14 protein-coding genes are annotated in these 20,817 nt (G+C 60.6%); 8 read left to right on the top strand and 6 right to left on the bottom strand.

Translation table 11 applies throughout. The features are described 5' to 3' along the window. The first annotated feature begins 214 nt into the window (after nt 1–214). The 6 genes from ACI77D_RS19975 (at nt 215) to ACI77D_RS19950 (ending at nt 12,299) form a co-directional block, all read left to right on the top strand. Nucleotides 215–1,519, top strand: a complete 1,305-nt coding sequence (locus ACI77D_RS19975; RefSeq protein WP_064452179.1) for an MdtA/MuxA family multidrug efflux RND transporter periplasmic adaptor subunit — start codon at nt 215–217, stop codon at nt 1,517–1,519. Beyond that, nucleotides 1,516–4,617 carry an MdtB/MuxB family multidrug efflux RND transporter permease subunit gene (locus tag ACI77D_RS19970; protein ID WP_064452180.1) on the top strand — a complete coding sequence of 1,034 codons (3,102 nt, stop codon included), beginning with the start codon at nt 1,516–1,518 and terminating at the stop codon, nt 4,615–4,617. The genes ACI77D_RS19975 and ACI77D_RS19970 overlap by 4 nt, the downstream gene beginning before the upstream one ends. Next, nucleotides 4,614–7,721: an efflux RND transporter permease subunit gene (locus ACI77D_RS19965; protein ID WP_407017318.1), complete on the top strand. Its 3,108-nt coding sequence runs from the start codon at nt 4,614–4,616 to the stop codon at nt 7,719–7,721. Before ACI77D_RS19970 ends, ACI77D_RS19965 begins: the two co-directional genes overlap by 4 nt. After that, complete coding sequence (locus tag ACI77D_RS19960) at nt 7,718–9,193, top strand: efflux transporter outer membrane subunit (RefSeq protein WP_064452182.1); 1,476 nt, start codon at nt 7,718–7,720, stop codon at nt 9,191–9,193. Before ACI77D_RS19965 ends, ACI77D_RS19960 begins: the two co-directional genes overlap by 4 nt. Before the next feature lie 208 nt (nt 9,194–9,401). Further along, nucleotides 9,402–11,498, top strand: coding sequence for a bifunctional diguanylate cyclase/phosphodiesterase (locus ACI77D_RS19955; RefSeq protein WP_259762600.1), 2,097 nt, complete (start codon nt 9,402–9,404; stop codon nt 11,496–11,498). Between the two features lie 54 nt (nt 11,499–11,552). Next, on the top strand, nt 11,553–12,299 hold the full coding sequence (locus ACI77D_RS19950) for an SDR family oxidoreductase (RefSeq protein WP_064452184.1): 747 nt from the start codon (nt 11,553–11,555) through the stop codon (nt 12,297–12,299). 12 nt (nt 12,300–12,311) lie between these two features. On the opposite strand, the gene ACI77D_RS19945 is transcribed toward ACI77D_RS19950, so the two are convergent. The 4 genes from ACI77D_RS19945 to ACI77D_RS19930 all read right to left on the bottom strand — a co-directional run bounded on the left by ACI77D_RS19945 (nt 12,312) and on the right by ACI77D_RS19930 (nt 16,198). Continuing rightward, complete coding sequence (locus ACI77D_RS19945; protein WP_262667779.1) at nt 12,312–12,689, bottom strand: hypothetical protein; 378 nt, start codon at nt 12,687–12,689, stop codon at nt 12,312–12,314. Nucleotides 12,690–12,874: 185 nt separating this feature from the next. Further along, the gene (mapR, locus tag ACI77D_RS19940) at nt 12,875–14,284 is read right to left on the bottom strand and encodes a GntR family transcriptional regulator MpaR (RefSeq protein ID WP_064452186.1); all 1,410 of its coding nucleotides are present in this window, start codon (nt 14,282–14,284) and stop codon (nt 12,875–12,877) included. A gap of 80 nt (nt 14,285–14,364) precedes the next feature. Continuing rightward, nucleotides 14,365–15,774, bottom strand: a complete 1,410-nt coding sequence (gene ccoG / locus ACI77D_RS19935) for a cytochrome c oxidase accessory protein CcoG (RefSeq protein ID WP_262667781.1) — start codon at nt 15,772–15,774, stop codon at nt 14,365–14,367. Between the two features lie 184 nt (nt 15,775–15,958). Then, entirely contained in the window at nt 15,959–16,198 is a 240-nt protein-coding gene (locus tag ACI77D_RS19930) for a DUF3203 family protein (protein WP_064452188.1), read from the bottom strand. 134 nt (nt 16,199–16,332) lie between these two features. Here ACI77D_RS19930 and ACI77D_RS19925 point away from each other — a divergent pair, with 134 nt between their 5' ends. Next, nucleotides 16,333–16,830 carry an MgtC/SapB family protein gene (locus tag ACI77D_RS19925; protein WP_064452189.1) on the top strand — a complete coding sequence of 166 codons (498 nt, stop codon included), beginning with the start codon at nt 16,333–16,335 and terminating at the stop codon, nt 16,828–16,830. A 7-nt stretch (nt 16,831–16,837) separates the two neighbouring features. On the opposite strand, the gene ACI77D_RS19920 is transcribed toward ACI77D_RS19925, so the two are convergent. After that, nucleotides 16,838–18,223, bottom strand: coding sequence for a M10 family metallopeptidase C-terminal domain-containing protein (locus ACI77D_RS19920; RefSeq protein ID WP_407017317.1), 1,386 nt, complete (start codon nt 18,221–18,223; stop codon nt 16,838–16,840). Between the two features lie 238 nt (nt 18,224–18,461). Further along, nucleotides 18,462–18,620, bottom strand: coding sequence for a hypothetical protein (locus tag ACI77D_RS19915; RefSeq protein ID WP_167353696.1), 159 nt, complete (start codon nt 18,618–18,620; stop codon nt 18,462–18,464). Between the two features lie 204 nt (nt 18,621–18,824). On the opposite strand from ACI77D_RS19915, the gene ACI77D_RS19910 reads away from it, so the two are divergent. Further along, a complete protein-coding gene (locus tag ACI77D_RS19910; protein ID WP_407017316.1) occupies nt 18,825–20,813 on the top strand; it encodes an alpha-1,4-glucan--maltose-1-phosphate maltosyltransferase in 1,989 nt (662 codons plus the stop codon). Nucleotides 20,814–20,817 lie beyond the last annotated feature (4 nt).

The following is a 20,817-nucleotide window of genomic DNA, read 5'->3' as shown; positions in this document are numbered from 1 at the left end:
TGTCGTTTTGCAGTAACACGCTTGATGCATGCTTGCGGCCTGGCCTAGTCCAGGCCGTTTTTATTTGCCCGTCAGCAGTTTAGTGAAATAGCGAACGGACTAAGGCCAGTAGTTAAAAGTTGTAAGTCCAAGGTAAATAGCCGGTAAAGGCGCTTTTCTTAATGCGCTCCAGTGCTTATCTTTCAGCCTCCCAAAGAAGAAGCTCTCGCGCCCAATGGTTGATCAATCCATGCAATCCTCCCCCCGCAACTCCCGCCGCTGGCTGTTTGGCCTGCTCGTGCTGCTGGTTATCGCCGGCCTGTGCTGGAAATTCTGGCCCGGCAGCACCAAGGATGCCGCCGAGAAAAAGCCGGCCGGGCATGCCGGCAAGTCGGGGATGATGCGCCCGGGCTTCGGGGGTTCCACCGGCCCGATTCCGGTGCGCGTGGCGCCGGCGGTGCTGGGGGAGTTTCCGGTGTACTACAAGGCCTTGGGCACGGTGACTGCGCTCAATACCATTAATGTGCGCAGCCGGGTGGGCGGTGAGTTGGTGAAGATCGCCTTTGAAGAAGGGCAGATGGTCAAGGCCGGTGACTTGCTGGCGGAAATCGACCCGCGCAGTTACCAGAACGCCTTGCTGCAGGCCCAGGGCACGCTGTTGCAGAACCAGGCCCAGCTGAAAAACGCGCAAGTAGATGTACAGCGTTACCGCGACCTGTATGCCCAGGACAGCATCGCCAAACAGACCCTGGACACCGCCGAAGCGTTGGTCATGCAGTACCAGGGCACGGTCAAGACCAACCAGGGCGCGGTGGATGACGCCAAGCTGAACCTCGAATTCACCAAGATTCGCGCACCGATCAGCGGCCGCGTCGGCTTGCGTCAGGTCGACGTAGGCAACCTGGTCGCCGCCAACGACACCACGTTCCTCGCGGTGATCACCCAGACCCAGCCGATCAACGTGGCCTTCACCTTGCCGGAAAACACCCTGGACACCGTCCTCAGCCGTTATCACGCCGGCAACAAGCTGCCCGTGGAAGCCTGGGACCGTGGCGATGTGAAAAAGCAGGCCGTCGGCGTGTTGCAGAGCCTGGACAACCAGATCGACGTTACCACCGGTACCCTGAAATTCAAGGGTCGTTTCGATAACAAGGACCAGGCACTCTTCCCCAACCAGTTCGTCAACGTGCACCTGCTGGCCGATACCCTGCATAACGTCGTGCTGGCGCCATCCGCGGCGATTCAGTTCGGCAATAACGGCACCTTCGTCTACAAGCTCGATGGCGACAAGAAGGTCAAGGTTCAGCCCCTCGTGATTGGCGACACCGATGGCGACAATACGGTGATCAAGGAAGGCCTGGGGGCTGGCGACCGTGTGGTGCTGGAAGGCACCGACCGCTTGAAAGACGGCAGCGAAATCGAAGTGGTCAACGACAGCAGCGAAGTAGAGACCACGCCGACCGAACACTTGCAAGGTAAACCCGCAGCAAAAGGGGAGACCGGCGATAAGACGGGCAAGGCGCAAAAGGTCGGTTCATGAACCTGTCGCGGCTGTTTATCCTACGCCCGGTTGCCACCACGCTGAGCATGCTGGCGATTGTCCTGGCCGGTATCATCTCGTATCGCTTGCTGCCGGTATCGGCCTTGCCTCAAGTGGATTACCCGACCATCCGGGTGATGACCCTGTACCCCGGCGCCAGCCCGGACGTAATGACCAGCGCGGTCACGGCACCGCTGGAGCGTCAGTTCGGGCAAATGCCCGGCCTGACCCAGATGGCGTCCACCAGTTCCGGCGGTGCGTCGGTGCTGACCCTGCGCTTCAACCTCGACATCAATATGGATGTCGCCGAGCAACAGGTGCAGGCCGCAATCAACGCCGCCACCAACCTGCTGCCCAAGGATTTGCCGGCGCCGCCGGTGTACAACAAGGTCAACCCGGCGGATACCCCGGTGCTGACCCTGGCCATTACCTCCAAGACCATGCTGCTGCCCAAGCTCAATGACCTGGTCGACACGCGTATGGCGCAAAAGATCGCGCAGATCAGCGGCGTCGGCATGGTCAGCATCGCCGGTGGCCAGCGCCAGGCCGTGCGTATCAAAGTCAACCCCGAGGCCTTGGCCGCCAATGGCTTGAACCTGTCGGACGTGCGCACCCTGATCGCCGCCTCCAACGTCAACCAGCCCAAGGGCAACTTCGACGGCCCGACCCGGGTGTCGATGCTCGACGCCAACGACCAGTTGGTCTCGCCCCAGCAATATGCCGAATTGATCCTGGCCTACAACAATGGCGCACCGTTGCGCCTTAAAGACGTGGCACAAATCGTCGACGGCGCGGAAAACGAACGCCTCGCCGCCTGGGCCAACGAAAACCAGGCCGTGCTGCTCAATATCCAGCGTCAGCCGGGTGCCAACGTGATCGAGGTGGTCGACCGTATCAAGGCGTTGCTGCCGAGCATCACCGACAACCTGCCGGCCGGCCTGGACGTGACGGTACTCACCGACCGCACCCAAACCATTCGCGCATCGGTGAAGGACGTGCAGCACGAATTGCTGATCGCCATTGCGCTGGTGGTGATGGTCACCTTCCTGTTCCTGCGCCGTGTCAGCGCGACCATTATTCCGTCGATTGCCGTTCCGCTGTCGCTGGTGGGCACCTTCGGCGTGATGTACCTGGCGGGGTTCTCCATCAATAACCTGACGCTGATGGCCTTGACCATCGCCACCGGTTTTGTGGTGGACGATGCCATCGTGATGCTGGAGAACATCTCGCGTTATATCGAGGAGGGCGAGACGCCGCTGGCAGCGGCCCTCAAGGGCGCCAAACAGATCGGCTTTACCCTGATTTCCCTGACCTTGTCGTTGATCGCGGTATTGATCCCGCTGCTGTTCATGGCCGATGTGGTCGGGCGGCTGTTTCGCGAGTTCGCCATCACCCTGGCGGTGGCGATCCTGATTTCCCTGGTGGTTTCGCTGACCCTGACGCCAATGATGTGCGCGCGTCTGCTCAAGCGTGAACCCAAGGAAGAAGAGCAAGGCCGTTTCTACAAGGCCAGCGGCGCCTGGATCGATTGGTTGATCGAGGCCTACGGCCGCAAGTTGCAGTGGGTGCTCAAGCACCAGCCGCTGACCTTGCTGGTGGCCATCGCCACCCTGGGCCTGACCGTGGTGCTGTATCTGGTGGTGCCCAAGGGGTTTTTCCCGGTGCAGGACACCGGGGTGATTCAGGGTATTTCTGAAGCGCCACAGTCGATTTCGTTTGCCGCCATGAGCCAGCGCCAACAGCAGCTGGCGAAGGTCATCCTGGCCGATCCGGCCGTTGAAAGCCTGTCCTCCTACATCGGTGTGGATGGCGATAACGCCACCCTCAACAGCGGGCGCCTGTTGATCAACCTCAAGGCCCACGGCCAGCGCGACTTGAGCGCAGCCCAGGTGATTACGCGCTTGCAGCCGGAAATCGACAAGCTGGTGGGTATCCGCCTGTTCATGCAGCCGGTGCAGGACCTGACCATCGAAGACCGCGTGAGCCGCACCCAGTACCAGTTCAGCATGTCGTCGCCCGACGCCGAGCTGTTGGCGTTGTGGAGCGACAAGCTGGTGCACGCCCTCAGCCAGTTGCCGGAACTGACCGACGTCGCCAGCGACCTGCAGGACAAAGGCTTGCAGGTGTACCTGGTGATCGACCGCGATGCGGCCTCGCGCCTCGGGGTGAGTGTGTCGACCATCACCGACGCGCTGTACGACGCCTTCGGCCAGCGACAGATTTCCACTATCTACACCCAGGCCAGCCAATACCGCGTGGTGCTGCAGGCTCAATCCGGTGAAACCCTAGGGCCCGCCGCGTTGAACCAGATCCATGTGAAGACCACCGACGGCGGCCAGGTGCGCTTGTCGAGCCTGGCCCACGTTGAGCAGCGCCAGGCGCAGTTGGCCATCGCGCATATCGGCCAGTTCCCGGCGGTGATGATGTCCTTCAACCTAGCCCCCGGCGTCGCGCTGGGCAAAGGTGTGGAACTGATCAACCAGACCCAGAAAGACATCGGCATGCCGGTGGGCGTGCAGACCCAGTTCCAGGGTGCGGCCCAAGCATTCGAAGCCTCGCTGTCGAGCACCTTGCTGCTGATCCTGGCGGCGGTGGTCACCATGTACATCGTGCTGGGTGTGCTGTACGAGAGCTACATCCATCCGATCACCATCCTGTCGACCTTGCCGTCGGCGGCGGTGGGGGCCTTGCTGGCGTTGCTGCTCAGCGGCAATGACCTGGGCATGATCGCGATCATCGGCATCATTCTGCTGATTGGTATCGTGAAAAAGAACGCGATCATGATGATCGACTTCGCCCTCGACGCTGAGCGTAACCAAGGCCTGGACCCGCAGACGGCGATCTATCAAGCGGCGCTGCTGCGTTTCCGGCCGATCCTGATGACCACGCTGGCAGCGTTGTTTGGTGCAGTGCCCTTGATGCTGGCCACCGGTTCGGGCGCTGAACTGCGCCAGCCGCTGGGCCTGGTGATGGTGGGCGGCTTGTTGGTGAGCCAGGTTTTGACCTTGTTCACCACGCCGGTGATCTACCTGTACTTCGACCGTCTTGGCCGTCGCTGGCGCAAAGAGCCGCAAAGCCTGGAGCCGGTTGAGTCATGAACCTCTCCGGACCGTTTATTCGCCGGCCGGTAGCCACCATGCTGCTGAGCCTGGCGATCCTGTTGCTCGGCGGCGTCAGCTTCAACTTGCTGCCGGTGTCGCCGCTGCCGCAGATCGACTTCCCGGTGATCGTGGTGTCGGCCAGCTTGCCCGGCGCGAGCCCCGAGGTGATGGCCTCCACCGTGGCCACGCCGCTGGAGCGCTCATTCGGCGCGATTGCCGGCATTACCACCATGAGCAGTTCGTCGAGCCAGGGTTCCACCCGGGTGATCCTCGCGTTTGATTCCGACCGTGATATCAACGGCGCCGCACGGGAAGTGCAGGCGGCGATCAACGCGTCGCGCAACCTGTTGCCCAGCGGCATGCGCAGCATGCCGACCTACAAGAAGATCAACCCGTCCCAGGCACCGATCATGGTGCTCTCGCTGACCTCCGACGTGCTGAAAAAGGGCGAGTTGTACGACCTGGCTTCGACCATCCTCTCGCAAAGCCTGTCCCAGGTGCCGGGTGTGGGTGAAGTGCAGATTGGCGGCAGTTCCTTGCCGGCGGTGCGCATCGAACTTGAACCCAAGGCCCTCGACCAGTACGGCGTGGCCCTGGACGATGTGCGCAACACCATCGCCAATGCCAACCAGCGTCGGCCCAAGGGCTCCCTGGAAGACAGCGAGCGCAACTGGCAGATCCAGGCCAACGACCAATTGGAAAAGGCCAAGGACTACGAGCCGCTGCTGATTCGCTACCAGAACGGTGCGGCCCTGCGCCTGGGCGACGTGGCCAAGATCAGTGACGGCGTGGAAGACCGCTACAACAGTGGCTTTTTCAACAATGATTCGGCGGTGCTGCTGGTGATCAACCGGCAGTCCGGCGCCAACATCATCGAGACGGTCCGGCAAATCAAGGCACAGTTGCCGGCCTTGCAGGCGGTGCTGCCGTCCAGCGTCAAACTCAACCTGGCCATGGACCGCTCGCCGGTCATCACCGCGACCTTGCATGAAGCCGAGATGACCTTGCTGATTGCCGTGGCCCTGGTGGTGCTGGTGGTGTACCTGTTCCTGGGTAACTTCCGCGCCTCGTTGATTCCGACCCTGGCGGTGCCGGTATCGCTGGTGGGCACCTTTGCGGTGATGTACCTGTTCGGCTTCTCGTTGAACAACTTCTCGCTGATGGCGCTGATTCTGGCCACCGGCCTGGTGGTGGACGATGCCATCGTGGTGCTGGAGAACATTTCCCGGCATATCGATGACGGTGTGCCGCCGATGAAGGCGGCCTACCTGGGCGCCGAGGAAGTCGGCTTTACCTTGCTGTCGATGAACGTCTCGCTGGTGGCGGTGTTCCTGTCCATCCTGTTTATGGGCGGCATTGTCACCAACCTGTTCCGTGAGTTTTCCATCACCTTGTCGGCAGCGATCATTGTCTCGTTGATCGTTTCGCTGACCTTGACCCCGATGCTCTGTGCCCGTTGGCTCAAGCCCCATGTCAAAGGCCATATGACCGGCTTGCAGCGCTGGAGCCAGCAGGTCAACGACCGTATGGTGGCCGCCTATGCCACCAGCCTGGACTGGGTGCTGCGCCACCGGCGCCTGACCCTGCTCAGCCTGTTTGTTACCGTGGGCGTGAACGTCGCGCTGTACGTGGTGGTGCCGAAAACCTTTATGCCTCAGCAGGACACCGGCCAGTTGATCGGCTTTGTGCGCGGCGATGATGGGCTGTCATTCAATGTGATGCAGCCGAAGATGGAGACCTTCCGCAAGGCGGTCCTCAAGGATCCGGCAGTGCTCAGCGTGGCCGGCTTTATCGGCGGCAACAACGGCACCAACAACGCGGTGATGCTGGTGCGCCTCAAGCCTATCGCCGAACGCAAGATCTCGGCCCAGGCGGTGATCGAGCGTTTGCGCAAGGACGTGCCGCTGGTGCCGGGCGGGCGCCTGTTCCTCATGGCCGACCAGGACCTGCAATTTGGCGGCAGTCGCGATCAGACCAGTGCGCAATACTCCTACATCCTGCAAAGCGGTGACCTGGCCGCGCTGCGCCTGTGGTACCCGAAAGTGGTCGCCGCCTTGCGCGAGTTGCCGGAGCTGACCGCCATCGACGCCCGCGAAGGGCGGGGTGCGGCGCAGGTGACGCTGGTGGTCGACCGCGACCAGGCCAAGCGCCTGGGTATCGACATGAACATGGTCACGGCAGTGCTGAACAACGCCTACAGCCAGCGGCAGATCTCGACCATCTACGACAGCCTCAACCAGTACCAGGTGGTGATGGAGGTCAACCCGAAATACGCCCAGGACCCGATTACCCTGAACCAGATGCAGGTGATTACGTCCACCGGCGCGCGGGTCCCGTTGTCGACCATTGCCCATTACGAAAACAGCCTGGCAGACGACCGCGTCAGCCATGAAGGCCAGTTCGCCTCGGAAAACATTGCCTTCGACATGTCTCCCGGGGTGACCGTGGAGCAGGGCACTGCCGCCATTGAGCGCGCCATTGCCAAGGTGGGCTTGCCCGAAGATGTGATCGCCAAGATGGCCGGTACCGCCGATGCGTTTGCGGCGACCCAGAAAGGCCAGCCGTTCATGATCCTTGGGGCATTGGTGGCGGTTTACCTGGTGCTGGGCATTTTGTATGAAAGCTACATTCACCCGCTGACCATCCTCTCGACCTTGCCTTCGGCCGGTGTAGGGGCATTGCTGTCGATCTACCTCCTGGGGGGGGAGTTCAGTCTGATTTCCCTGCTGGGGCTGTTCCTGCTGATCGGGGTGGTGAAGAAAAACGCGATCCTGATGATCGACCTGGCCTTGCAACTGGAGCGTCATGAGGGCATGAGCCCGCTGGAATCGATTCGCAGCGCCTGCCTGTTGCGCTTGCGACCGATCCTGATGACCACGCTTGCCGCCATCCTCGGCGCCTTGCCTTTGCTGCTCGGCGCCGGTGATGGCGCGGAAATGCGCAAACCGCTGGGCCTGACCATCATTGGCGGCCTGGTGTTCAGCCAGATCCTGACCCTTTACACCACTCCGGTGGTTTACCTCTATCTTGACCGCGCGCGCCACCGCTTCAATGCCTGGCGCGGTGTGCGTACTGATGCTGCCTTGGACACTGCGCTATGACCGATTCAACGTTTGCCAAATTGGCCATGAGTATGCCCCGTGGTTCCCGCGTCGCCAGCCTGGTGCTGTGCGGCGCGCTGCTCAGCGCGTGCGCCATCGGCCCGGATTACAAGCGCCCGGCGGTCATCGAACCGGTGCAATTCAAGGAAGCCCAGGGCTGGCGTCAGGCCATGCCCAGCGACTCCCTCGCTCGCGGTGCCTGGTGGGAGTTGTATGGCGACCGCCAGCTCAATGATCTGGTGACACGCCTCAACAATGCCAACCAGACCGTCGCCCAGGCCGAAGCGCGCTTCCGTCAGGCCCAGGCCCAGGTGCGCAGCGCTCGGGGGGCGTTTTTCCCGACGGTGGACCTGAGCGTCGGCAAGACCCGCGCCAGCCAGGGTACCGGCAGCAGTAATGCCAGCCTGAGCAGCTCCAGCAGCGGTATCCGCGACACCCTCAACACGCAATTGGGCGTGAGTTGGGAGGCGGATGTCTGGGGCAAGTTGCGCCGCGGCCTGGAAGCCAATGAAGCCACGGCCGAGGCCAGCTCGGCGGACCTGGCGGCGATGCGCCTGAGCCAGCAGTCCGAGCTGGTGCAAGACTACTTGCAACTGCGCGTCATGGACGAACAGACCCGCCTGTTGCAAGCCACACTGGACACCTACCAGCGTTCGCTGCAAATGACCGAAAACCAGTACCGTGCCGGTGTGTCCGGCAAGGATGCGATCGCTCAGGCGCAAACCCAGCTCAAGACCACCCAGGCCAGCTTGATCGACCTGATCTGGCAGCGCGCCCAGTTGGAAAACGCCATCGCCGTATTGATCGGCGAGGCGCCGGCCAACTTCAACCTGGCGGTCAGCAAAGACATTCCCACACTGCCGCAAATTCCAGTCAGCCTGCCGTCGCAATTGCTGGAACGTCGCCCGGATATTGCCTCGGCCGAACGCTCCGTAATCGCCGCCAACGCCAATATTGGCGTGGCCAAGGCTGCTTATTATCCAGACCTGACCTTGAGTCTGGCGGGCGGTTATTCCAGCAGCACCTACGCCAACTGGATCAGCCTGCCGAACCGTTTCTGGTCGGTTGGGCCAAAGTTGGCGATGACCCTGTTTGACGGGGGGCAGCGCTCGGCGGAAGTCGACCGAACGGTGGCCTCGTATGATGAGACTGTGGCGAAGTACCGCCAGACGGTGCTGGATGGTTTCCGCGAAGTGGAAAACTACATGGTGCAGTTGAAAGTGCTGGAGGACGAGGCCGTCGTCAGTAATGAAGCCTTGGACGCGGCGCGGGAATCGTTGCGGTTGACGCAAAACCAGTACAAAGCCGGGTTGATTGCCTATCTGGATGTGGTGACCGTGCAGGCGACGGCGTTGAGTAACGAGCGCACGGTGCTGACACTGTTGCAAACGCGGTTGGTGGCGAGCGTGCAGTTGATTGCTGCGTTGGGCGGCGGGTGGGATGGGGTGACCTCGGTAGCCGATAAGGAGTGACCGGGGTGCCTGTGCGTTCTTGCGGTAACGCATAGGCACACGACTCCAACGCCATTAAGCCCGGCACTTTAAAGCCAGTGGATTGGCGTCAAAACGTCGATGCTGGCATTCTGATAATTAATCAACGCGCCAAGATTTTTTCTCGCTACAATCGCCCGCTTTGCCACCTGGTACGGGCGTCCCACGCCCGTCAGTCTTGAGAAACCCCATGCTGATCGGTAGTTATTCCCCCTCCTTGGTCGTGATTTCCCTGTTCGTCGCGATCCTGGCGTCCTACACGGCGCTGGACCTGGCCGGCCGCCTTGCGACCGCCCAAGGCCGCGCCGCATACGTGTGGATGACGGGTGGCGCATTGGCGATGGGCACAGGCGTCTGGTCCATGCACTTTATCGGCATGTTGGCCTTGCGCCTGCCGTTTGCCCTCGGGTTTGACCTGGGCATTACCGCGCTATCGCTGCTGATCGCCGTGTTATCCAGCGGCTTCGCATTATGGCTGGTCAGCCAACCCCGTTTGCCTGCGTGGCAACTGGCGTTTGGCGCGTTGATCATGGGGGCGGGCATCAGCAGCATGCACTACACCGGCATGGCGGCGATGCGCATGACTCCCGGGATCGACTACGACCCTACCTTGTTTGGCGCTTCGTTGTTGATTGCGGTGGTGGCTTCGGGGGCTGCCCTGTGGATCGCCTTCAACCTGCGGCGCAACACCCCTTATGTTCGCCTGGCACGCGGGGGCGCGGCAGTGGTCATGGGCATTGCAATCGTCGGCATGCACTACACCGGCATGGCCGCTGCGCGCTTTGCCGACGACAGTTTTTGTGGTGCCGTGCTGACCGGGTTGAGCGGCAAGGGCCTGGATAACCTGGTGCTGGTCACCTCATTGGCGGTGTTGATCATCGCATTGCTGACCTCGCTGCTGGATGCACGCCTCGAAGCGCGCACCGCCGTCCTGGCGGACTCCCTGACCCTGGCCAACCAGGAACTGACCCACCTGGCCCTGCATGACATGCTTACCGGCCTGCCCAATCGCACCTTGCTCGCCGACCGTATTCAACAAGCCATCCAGACAGTGACGGAGCAGGGCGGTTGCTTTGCCCTGATGTTTATCGACCTGGATGGCTTCAAACCCGTCAACGATGCCTTCGGCCACCACATGGGCGACCAGTTGCTGCGGGAGGTGGGCCTGCGTCTGCGCGAGGACCTGCGCAGTCAGGACACCCTGGCCCGTATCGGCGGCGATGAGTTTGTGCTGCTGGTGCAATTGATGCAGCCGGATGATGCGATGGGCCTGGCCGAACGCCAGGTCGGACTGATCAATCGTGCGTTCAAGGTCGCCGAACATGAGCTGAATATTTCCGCGAGCATCGGCATTGCCCTGTTCCCTGGCAACGGCAACACCCCTCAAGAACTGTTGATGAACGCCGACGCCGCGATGTACCACGCCAAGGGCATGGGCAAGAATGGCTACAGCTTCTTTGATGTGTCGATGAACACGAACGCGCGCAAGCAACTGCAGTTGTTGCAGGACCTGCGCAGCGCCGTTGAGCACGAGCAGTTTCGGCTGTATTACCAGCCCAAGTTCGATGCGGTCAGCGGTATTGCGATTGGCGCCGAAGCCTTGCTGCGCTGGGAGCATCCGCAGCAGGGGTTGATGCTGCCGGCGACCTTTATCGAACTGGCGGAAAAGACCGGCTTGATTATTCCCATCGGTGAGTGGGTGCTGAACGAAGCCTGTCGCCAGATGCGCCTGTGGTACGTCCAGGGTTACGAAGACTGGCGCATTGCGGTGAACCTGTCGGCGTTACAGTTCTGCCATGCCGGGTTGGTAAAAAGTGTCGCCGCGGCCCTGGACCGTCACCAGTTGCCGGCCAACAGTCTGACCCTGGAAATCACCGAAACCACCGCCATGAGCGATGCCGATGCAAGCATGACGGTGTTGCAGCAGCTGTCGGACATGGGCGTTGACCTGTCCATTGATGACTTCGGCACCGGTTATTCGAGCCTGATGTACCTCAAGCGCCTGCCCGCCAACGAGCTGAAGATCGACCGCGGTTTTGTGCGCGACCTGGAACACGACAGTGATGATGCCGCTATCGTTTCGGCCATCGTTGCCCTCGGCCAGGCGCTGGGGCTGCGAATCGTCGCCGAAGGTGTGGAGACCGATATGCAGCAGAGTTTCCTGACCCGACTGGGTTGTAACTCGCTGCAAGGCTATTTGTTGGGCCACCCGTTGCCGGCTGACAGTTTCATGGCCGACATCCAGCGCGCCGAAGAGGCGTTAACGCCTGACAAACGCGGTGGGTGACGGGTATTCTTGGATCCAACCCTATACATCAGGTTGACTCAGGAGACCGCACGCATGGACAAAGTCGTCATCATCACCGGGGGCAGTCGTGGCATCGGCGCCCAGACCGCGTTGCTGGCCGCTCGCCAGGGCTATCGCATTTGCCTCAACTACCAGTCCGATGAAGCGGCTGCCCAGCGTGTGCTGGAGCAGGTCCGTGCCCTGGGTGCGCAGGCGATTGCGGTGCGTGCCGATGTGAGCATCGAAGATGAAGTGATCGCGTTGTTCGCCCGTGTGGATGCCGAACTGGGCCGTGTCACCGCGCTGGTCAACAACGCCGGCACTGTCGGGCATAAGTCGCGGGTCGATGAGATGTCTGAGTTTCGCATCCTGAAAATCATGAAGACCAACGTGCTGGGGCCGATCCTGTGTGCCAAGCACGCGGTGCTGCGCATGTCGCCCAGGCATGGCGGGCAGGGCGGCAGTATCGTCAATGTGTCGTCGGTGGCAGCGCGCCTGGGTTCGCCGGGTGAATATGTCGACTATGCCGCTTCCAAGGGCGCATTGGATAGCTTCACCATTGGCCTGTCCAAAGAGGTGGCGGGTGAGGGGATTCGCGTCAACGCCGTGCGCCCTGGCTATATCTTTACCGACTTCCACGCCTTGAGCGGTGACCCGGATCGGGTCAGCAAGCTCGAGTCCGGCATCCCCATGGCCCGGGGTGGGCGCCCGGATGAGGTTGCGGAAGCGATTATCTGGTTGTTGTCGGATAAGGCTTCCTACACGACCGGAACATTCCTGGATTTGGCCGGTGGGCGTTAACGTCCCGGCTCGTCAGGTTGGCTGGTTGCGCAGCTCTTCATATCCGTACCAGGAAAACCGTCTGAGCAGGCTGGCCTCGGAGTTTTCCACGCGGGCGTAACCGCTGTCGGAGAACCCGTCGATATAGCCATTGCGGCTGACGCTCGCGTGCAGGGTTTGGTCGTCTACGTTATCGATAAAGCGTAATACTTTGTCCAGATTGTAGGCTGCATCGGCCCTTGCTTCCGGGTCTGGATTCGCGTTAGTCCAGTCGCCCACCTGCAACTTGAGGTCATCGCCTACCTGGTAATGATCGCGGCCATCCAGGAAACGCCGCGTTACCAGGCTTTGTTCGATGATTCTTTGTGCCGAGCGATGATCTCCGGCAGGGCGGCTAACAGGCCCCGTCATCTCGCGTACTTGTTTTTGTTCCGCTGCGCGCATGTAGTGGGGCGGGATGGGGGGCAGCCTCAGGACTGCGGAAGTGACAGACGTGCACATGGAAAGAAACCTGTAGGTTGAACCAAAGGAAACACACATTTCGATGGAAAAGTGTGCACCTTTGTATGTGGCTCTTCCTTCATCTCGGTTCCTGCTTAAAACGAGCGAACAATTCGCCCCAATGTCTCCATGGCCTTTTCCGACGCCTCGGTCCAGGGGCTGCCGTAGTTCAAGCGAATACAATTCCTGAAGCGCTGGGTCGCCGAGAAGATCGGCCCTGGCGCAATGCTGATGCCCTGAGCCAGGGCCATCTGGAATAACTTCAACGAGTCCGTTTGCGCCGGCAATTCCAGCCACAGGAAATAGCCTCCGGCCGGCTGGCTGACCCGTGTTTGCGCCGGAAAGTAGCGGGCGATTGCTGCCAGCATGGCGCTTTGCTGTTCTTCCAGGGCGTAGCGCAATTTGCGCAAGTGCCGGTCATAGCCACCGTGTTGCAGGTAGTCGGCAATGGCCGCCTGGGCCGGCATCGACGGGCATAACGAGGTCATCAGCTTCAAGCGCTCGACCTTCTGCGCAAAGCGCCCGGCCGCCACCCAGCCTACGCGGTAGCCCGGGGCCAAACTTTTGGCGAAGGAACCGCAATGCATCACCAGCCCCTCGGTGTCGAAGGCTTTCGCCGGTTTTGGCGCGTGTTGCCCGTAGTACAACTCGGCGTACACATCGTCTTCGATCAGCGGCACCTGATGGCTGCGCAGCAGTTCCACCAGTGCCTGTTTTTTCGCCTCCGGCAGGGTGGCACCCATGGGGTTCTGAAAGCTGGTCATGGTCCAGCAAGCCTTGATCGGGTAGCGTTCCAGGCTTTTCGCCAAGGCGCTCAGGTCGATGCCGTCGCGCGGGTGCACGGGGATTTCCACCGCCTTGAGCTTCAGGCGCTCCAGCACTTGCAGGCAGGCATAAAACGCCGGTGCTTCAATGGCCACCAGGTCGCCCGGTTCCGTCACCGCCTGCAGGCACAAGTTCAGCGCCTCCAGGGCGCCGTTAGTGATCAGCAGCTCCTCCATGGGCAGCATCAGACCGCCGACCATATAGCGCAGGGCAATCTGTCGCCGCAATTGGGGGTTGCCCGGCGACATGTCAGTGACCACCAGGCGCGGGTCCATCTCACGGCTGGCGCTGGCCAGGGAACGGGCCAGGCGTGGCAGCGGGAACAGCATCGGGCTGGGGAAGGCCGAGCCGAAAGGTACGGTATTGGGGTCCTTGATGGAGTCGAGTACCGAAAACACCAACTCACTCACATCCACTTCGGTGGACTCATGCACGTGCTCACTCACCACGGGCTCGGAAAACGGGCTCGGTGCATGGGTGTTGACGAAGTAACCGGAACGCGGCCGCGCGCGGATCAGGCCACGGCGCTCCAGCAGGTAGTAGGCCTGGAACACCGTGGACGGGCTGACGCCGTAGGTCTGGCTGGCATAGCGCACCGACGGCACCCGCTGGCCGGGCCCGAGGACGCCGGAGCGGATCAGTTCTGCGATGTCATCGGCGAATTTTTCGTAGCGTTTCATTGGAGCCTTAAACAATTTTTCAGTAGGTACACCGAACAAGCCCGCTCACGCTTTTGGATCTCGGCATATTCAGCCACACCTCAGCGGTTAATCGGCGCTACAAAGCGGCTATCGGCCGCACTGTAGATCCAGGGCTCATCCACATCCGTCACCTTGAATCGCAGGGTTTGCGAGCTGCTCGTCGGCTGGTCGGACAGCAAGGCGACCGACACCGGTACATCGCTGATTTCCCCCGGCGCCAGGCTGATCTCGGTTTTGCCCTGCAACTGGAAGCCGTCTGCGTCTACCAGCTCCAGACGATAGTCCTGGCGCTGCTGGGTCTTGTTGATGACCTTGAGGCTGTAGATGTTCTCGATCAAGCCCTGGCTGTTTTCGCGGAACATGCCGCGGTCCTTGGTGACGTCCAGTGACACCATCGGACGTTGCACCAGAGCCACCACCAATGCCGCGATCATCACCAGCAGCACGGCACTGTAGCCGATCAGCCGTGGCCTGAGCAGGTGCGTCTTGCCACCTTGCAGTTGGTGTTCGGAGGTATAACTCACCAGGCCACGGGCGTAGCCCATCTTATCCATGATCGAATCGCAGGCGTCGATGCACGCCGCGCAGCCGATGCACTCCATTTGCAGGCCGTCACGGATATCGATACCGGTGGGACACACTTGCACACACAACTGGCAGTCGATGCAATCGCCCAGGCCGACGTCGGCCGGCCTGGCCTCGCGCTTGCGTGGCCCGCGCTGTTCGCCGCGTGCCGTGTCGTAGGAAATGGTCAGGGTGTCCTTGTCGAACATCACGCTTTGGAACCGCGCATACGGGCACATGTGCATGCACACCGCTTCGCGCAGCCAGCCGGCATTGAGGTAAGTGGCGGCGGTGAAAAACAGCACCCAGAACAGACTCACGCCGCCCATTTGCCAGGTCAGCAGCTCTGTGGCCAAGGGCCGGATGGGGGTGAAATAGCCGACAAAGGTCAACCCTGTCAGTACGCTGATGCTCAGCCACATCGTGTGTTTGGCCGAACGCCGGGCGAGCTTGGCCAGGCTCCACGGCGCCGCTTGCAGCTTGATGCGTTGGTTACGCTCGCCTTCGGTGACCTTTTCGCACCACATGAACAGCCAGGTAAACGAGCTTTGCGGGCAGGTGTAGCCGCACCACACGCGACCGGCAAACACGGTTATCGCAAACAGGCCGAAAGCGCAGATGATCAGCAGCGCCGACAGCAGGATGAAATCCTGGGGCCAGAAAGTGGCGCCGAAGATGTGGAATTTGCTTTCAGCCAAGTCCCAGAGTACGGCTTGGCGCCCACCCCAGTTCAGCCACACGGTGCCGAAAAACGCCAGGAACAGCAAAGCGGCGCCGCTCACGCGCAAGGTACGGAACAGGCCGGTGAAGCTGCGGGTATGAATCAGGTTGTCGCTGGATTTGGCCTTCACCTTCTTTGGGTGCAGGGGCTCAAAGGTTTCCACGGTTGGGATTCTTTCGCTCATGGTCGTTCGCTCATCAGCCTCCATCAGGCCGATGAACTATGAGCGTCGTACTGTTTGCATAACAGACTCAGGTATGGCGATAAAAAGCGGATCAGATGGGCTTTTTACACGGTGCTGCGACAATCTGCTGCACTCCGTAACACATAGGGTGCAGCAGTATTGAGTGTGAGCTGATACAGATCAATTAAATCGCCGAACCAGGTTCAGTGACTTTCTTGTGCTGGCGCCCATCCGTTGCACCGGCCACTGTGAGCGCATCGGCCTCCGCTTCGGTGATGTAGATCTGCTCGCCGTTCAGCGCCACGTAGGACATGGCCTTGGCAATGTCGGTGCTGACCGTTACATCACGTGCCGGTAGGATCTGTTCCTGGCCGTCGTCGTTGACTTTGAAATAGCACGTCTGATTTTCGATACGGACTGGCATGGTGATCTCCTTTTCAAAGGCTGGTGATCGTTAGGGTGCGGTGCGTTGCCAGGCGTTCCAGGCAACTGACTGGCGGTCGCTGCTGTCCATGCTTTGACGGCAATCTTTACCAACCCCTACAAAGGACCGCATCCATGGACGCCTGGTGGCAAGAAGTCCTGCAAACGCTGCAAGCCGAGTTCGCCGATATCGGTGACGCACGGCAGCTCACCCAGATTACCGTGCGCCTGCTGATCGCCGCGATCCTGGGCGGCATCCTCGGTTTTGAGCGAGAACAGAAGGGCAAGGCGGCCGGCGTGCGCACTCATATGCTGGTGGCAATGGGGGCCGCATTATTTGTGTTGGTGCCGCAGATGTCCGGTAGCCAGGCGGATGCCATGAGCCGGGTGCTGCAGGGCGTCATTGCGGGGATTGGTTTCCTCGGGGCGGGGACCATTCTCAAGGGCAAGGAAGATGAGCAGGGCCAGCACGTCAAAGGCCTGACCACCGCCGCTGGCTTATGGATGACCGCCGCCATTGGTGTGGCGGCGGGGATGGGGCGTGAATCGACGGCGGTGCTCAGTACATTGCTGGCGCTGGCGGTCTTCAGCGTGATGCCGATGATCGTCAAGCGGCTGGAGAAAAACGAGTGAGTGCCTATCAGGCCTTGATGTCTCGGTATCGCACTTCGCCAGACACTTTCAGTTCGAACGGCGGCTCTCCCGGGTTGCGGGAAATCGTCACGAAACTGGTGTTGCTGCCTGCATAGTAGTTAATCGTCATTTCGCCACTGACGCCGGAGAAACGTTCGACCAATGACAACGGCTGTTGGCCCAGTTGCGTGCGAATGCCGGTCAAATCGATCTTGTCGGTACCTGACGAAAAGTTCATCACCTCGCCGGGCGCCGCGTTGATGTCGTTATAGCTGAAAATTTGCGGGGTGCCTTCAGCGGGGGGCAAAGGGGTATTGCCGGGCGCGGTGGGCGCACGGTCGGGCGGTGAGTCGGGCGCGGGCTGGTCCTTGTGGGCGTCTTCAAGCGGTTTCCCTGGCTCTGGAATGGCCTCGGCTTCGCGTTGCAGCGCTTCCAGGTTGGCCGGACTAAATATTTGGCGGATTATATTCTGAATTTTTTCCCGCTTTGCTGGATCAGGCTCCAGGGTTTTAAGTGAGTCTTCGCTCAAGAGTTCACGGAGCTCTTGTGCTCGCTGTGCGGTTTCCTTGGAATTCGGTTCGCGCATCATCTGGATGAGGCTGTCTCGGCTTAACAACTGCTCAAGTCTGTCCTTCTTTGCGGTGGCTTCGGCTGAGGCTCCGGTATTTGAATCAGCCTGGCTTTCGTCGATATTGGAGGGCTTTTTGGGACCCTCAGATTGGAGAGGTTTCGACGTTGCCAATGGGTTGCTGTCTGGCTCGGCAGGTGTACTTTCGGGCGTTGTATCGGCCTCGGCCGGCTGAAACGGCTTGCCAATAGCTATCAGGTTTTTGCTGAGGGGGGTGCTCAGGCGAGTGCGCTGCAGCGTATTGGCTTTCTCCTGTTGTCGTTCGATTTCGATCTGCTTGATAGCTACGTAGCTTTCTGCGGGATCGACCTGGCTAGTGCGCTCCTGGATCCTTTCAGGGGTCAGGTCTGGGTTTGGAATCCATGCGGCTTCAGCCTGTCCGGCCTTGATGTTTTTCTCGCTTAATGTCCGGCCGATATTATCCCGCAGTTGTGACATAACGGCCGGATCACTGGTCAGGGTGTTAAGTGAGTCCTCGCTCAACAGCGCACGCAGGTCCTTGAGGCTCTGCGCGGTGTCCTTGGAGTATGGCTTGCGCAGCATCTGGATGAGGCTGTCCGCAGTTAACAATTGGGCGACTCTGTTCCACTTTGCGATGACGTCTGGCGAGGGTTGAGAGGTTGCTGCAGCCTCGGCGGTAAAGGCGCTGTCGGGCGCCTCATCTTGTAGTTGTTTTGGTGGTTCGAGGCTGTCGCGGGGAAGCCCTTCGGGTTGCTTCTTTTGCGAGGGATCATTCGAGCCCGCCTGGAAGGAGTTTGACAGCATGGGCATGGGAGCTTGGTGGGACAACGATGTTATCGACATGATCAGCACTCGCGTTGTGATTGAAGCGGACCGCGCCAAAGCCAAAACAGCTGTCTGGCCTGGGTCCACGCGAGCGAATTTTCTGATAACGAGGAAGGGGAAAGAGTTAAGAGCTCTCTTTACCGCTGGTAGGAAGTTTCTGTAGTGCTTGCCCGCAATCTGCTGGATTGCGGGCAAATGCACGTTCGCCAGGTTTATTTCAAACAATCACCGGCGGCAGGGTCGTTGGCGGTTCTTCCACCGGTGGCGGTTCATTTTCCGGTGGTTCTTTCTCCGGAATCGGTTGCGGTTCGCTGGGCGGCAGGGTCGGGTTGTCGATATTCGGGTCAGGGGTTTCAGCCGGGATCGGGATATTCATCGGTGTGGCCTCCTTTGTGCTTTGCTCTATCGGTGGACAACCGCAGGGGAGAATTGATTCCCCGCCCAATGGCGGCATATCCACCTGAACTTTTCACCTGGGCACAGGCTCGGACCTAGTACGGCCCTGCTCAGGGAGAGCGCCGCCGTATCAGAATTCGGATCAAGCAAAGAGCGTCCACAGGGCGTAAGGGGAAGATGCTCGATGACTGCTGAAACACTGGCTCCAGACCATTCAATATTGCCGCTGTCCCAGGCGTTGCTGTTGCCCAGGATCGCTATCGAAAGCACCACGCCGGTTATCGACGGCGGCGAGTTCGCCGTAAAAGCGGTGGTTGGCCAACGGGTAACCGTCATCAGCAAGGTGTTCGCCGACGGCCATGACAAGCTCGCCGTACTGATCCGCTGGCGCCCGCTGCAGGATGAAAGCTGGCACAGCGTGGTCATGACCGATGTGGGTAACAATGGCTGGGAAGGCGCGTTTACCGTCACTCAGCAAGGCCCCCACGAATACTGCATCGAAGCCTGGATCGATACCTTCGCCAGCTTCTGTTACGAACTGCGCAAGAAACATCAGGCCGGGGTACCGGTCAGCCTGGAGTTGCAGGAGGGTCGCAGCCTGGTGTTGCAGGCGGCCGAACGCAGCGACAACGAGCTGCGCGATCGCCTGATGTTGTTGCACCACGAGCTCGCAGGCAGGCTGGAAACCGAGCAGGTCGCGCAGTTCCTGCACGAAGAAAGTGCACACTTGATGACCCAGGCCGACCACCGCGCCTACTTGAGCATCAGCCCCGCCTACCCGATTGACGTTGAGCGCACCGCCGCACAGTTTGCCAGCTGGTACGAGTTGTTCCCCCGCTCGATCACCGACGACCCGGCGCGCCACGGCACCTTCAACGATGTGCACTCACGGTTGTCGATGATCCATGACATGGGGTTCGACGTCCTCTATTTTCCGCCGATCCATCCGATTGGCCGCAGCCATCGCAAGGGCAGGAACAACGCCCTGACGGCGGGCCCGGATGATCCCGGCAGCCCCTACGCCATTGGCAGCGAGGAGGGCGGCCACGACGCCATCCACCCGCAATTGGGCAGCCGTGATGACTTCCGTCGCCTGGTCAAGGCCGCCGCCGACCATGGCCTGGAAATCGCGCTCGATTTTGCCATCCAGTGTTCCCAGGACCACCCGTGGCTCAAAGAACATCCGGGCTGGTTCAACTGGCGTCCGGACGGCACGATCAAATACGCGGAAAACCCGCCGAAAAAGTATCAGGACATCGTCAACGTCGACTTCTACGCGGCCGACTCGATTCCCAGCCTGTGGACCGAGTTGCGCGACGTTGTGGTGGGCTGGGTGGAGGAGGGTGTGAAGACGTTCCGTGTCGACAACCCCCACACCAAGCCGCTGCCGTTCTGGCAATGGTTGATCAGCGACGTGCGCGCCAAGCACCCTGACGTGATCTTCCTGGCCGAGGCATTCACCACGCCGGCGATGATGGCGCGCTTGGGCAAGGTCGGTTACTCCCAGAGCTACACCTATTTCACCTGGCGCAACACCAAGGCCGAGCTGAGCGAATACTTCGCGCAGTTGAACGAGTCGCCGTGGCGCGAATGCTACCGGCCGAACTTCTTCGTCAACACACCGGACATCAACCCAGGCTTCCTGCATGAGTCCGGCCGCCCGGGCTTTTTGATCCGCGCGGCGCTGGCCACCATGGGCTCGGGCCTGTGGGGTATGTATTCGGGGTTTGAACTGTGCGAGGCGGCGCCGGTACCGGGCAAGGAAGAGTATCTGGACTCAGAGAAATACGAGATCCGGCCACGGGACTACACGGCGCCCGGAAATATCATTGCCGAAATTGCCCAGCTCAACCGTATTCGCCGGCAGAACCCCGCGTTGCAGACCCACTTGGGCCTGAAGCTGTACAACGCGTGGAACGACAACATCCTGTACTTCGGCAAGCGCAGTGACGACGGCAGCAATTTCATTCTGGTTGCGGTCAACCTCGACCCCTTCAACGCCCAAGAGGCGCATTTCGAGTTGCCGTTATGGGAAATGGGCTTGCCGGATGATGCCCAGACCCAAGGCGAAGACTTGATGAGCGGCCACCGCTGGAGCTGGTACGGCAAGACCCAGTGGATGCGGCTTGACCCGCAGATGCCGTTTGGTATCTGGAGAATCACCACATCCTGAACTG

This window comes from Pseudomonas sp. O39, from assembly GCF_045447295.1.
Lineage (GTDB): Bacteria > Pseudomonadota > Gammaproteobacteria > Pseudomonadales > Pseudomonadaceae > Aquipseudomonas > Aquipseudomonas antarctica_A.
The sequence above is the reverse complement of the archived record's forward strand: the minus strand, read 5'-3'. Positions and strand labels throughout refer to the sequence as shown.

Bases quoted from the DNA above. Each gene is read 5' to 3' on its own strand.
- ACI77D_RS19950 (WP_064452184.1), top strand. From the start codon at position 11,553: ATGGACAAAGTCGTCATCATCACCGGGGGCAGTCGTGGCATCGGCGCC.
- ACI77D_RS19945 (WP_262667779.1), bottom strand. From the start codon at position 12,689: ATGACGGGGCCTGTTAGCCGCCCTGCCGGAGATCATCGCTCGGCACAA.
- ACI77D_RS19965 (WP_407017318.1), top strand. From the start codon at position 4,614: ATGAACCTCTCCGGACCGTTTATTCGCCGGCCGGTAGCCACCATGCTG.
- ACI77D_RS19975 (WP_064452179.1), top strand. From the start codon at position 215: ATGGTTGATCAATCCATGCAATCCTCCCCCCGCAACTCCCGCCGCTGG.
- ACI77D_RS19955 (WP_259762600.1), top strand. From the start codon at position 9,402: ATGCTGATCGGTAGTTATTCCCCCTCCTTGGTCGTGATTTCCCTGTTC.
- mapR (WP_064452186.1), bottom strand. From the start codon at position 14,284: ATGAAACGCTACGAAAAATTCGCCGATGACATCGCAGAACTGATCCGC.
- ACI77D_RS19920 (WP_407017317.1), bottom strand. From the start codon at position 18,223: ATGCTGTCAAACTCCTTCCAGGCGGGCTCGAATGATCCCTCGCAAAAG.
- ACI77D_RS19925 (WP_064452189.1), top strand. From the start codon at position 16,333: ATGGACGCCTGGTGGCAAGAAGTCCTGCAAACGCTGCAAGCCGAGTTC.
- ACI77D_RS19910 (WP_407017316.1), top strand. From the start codon at position 18,825: ATGACTGCTGAAACACTGGCTCCAGACCATTCAATATTGCCGCTGTCC.
- ACI77D_RS19970 (WP_064452180.1), top strand. From the start codon at position 1,516: ATGAACCTGTCGCGGCTGTTTATCCTACGCCCGGTTGCCACCACGCTG.
- ccoG (WP_262667781.1), bottom strand. From the start codon at position 15,774: ATGAGCGAAAGAATCCCAACCGTGGAAACCTTTGAGCCCCTGCACCCA.
- ACI77D_RS19960 (WP_064452182.1), top strand. From the start codon at position 7,718: ATGACCGATTCAACGTTTGCCAAATTGGCCATGAGTATGCCCCGTGGT.
- ACI77D_RS19915 (WP_167353696.1), bottom strand. From the start codon at position 18,620: ATGAATATCCCGATCCCGGCTGAAACCCCTGACCCGAATATCGACAAC.
- ACI77D_RS19930 (WP_064452188.1), bottom strand. From the start codon at position 16,198: ATGCCAGTCCGTATCGAAAATCAGACGTGCTATTTCAAAGTCAACGAC.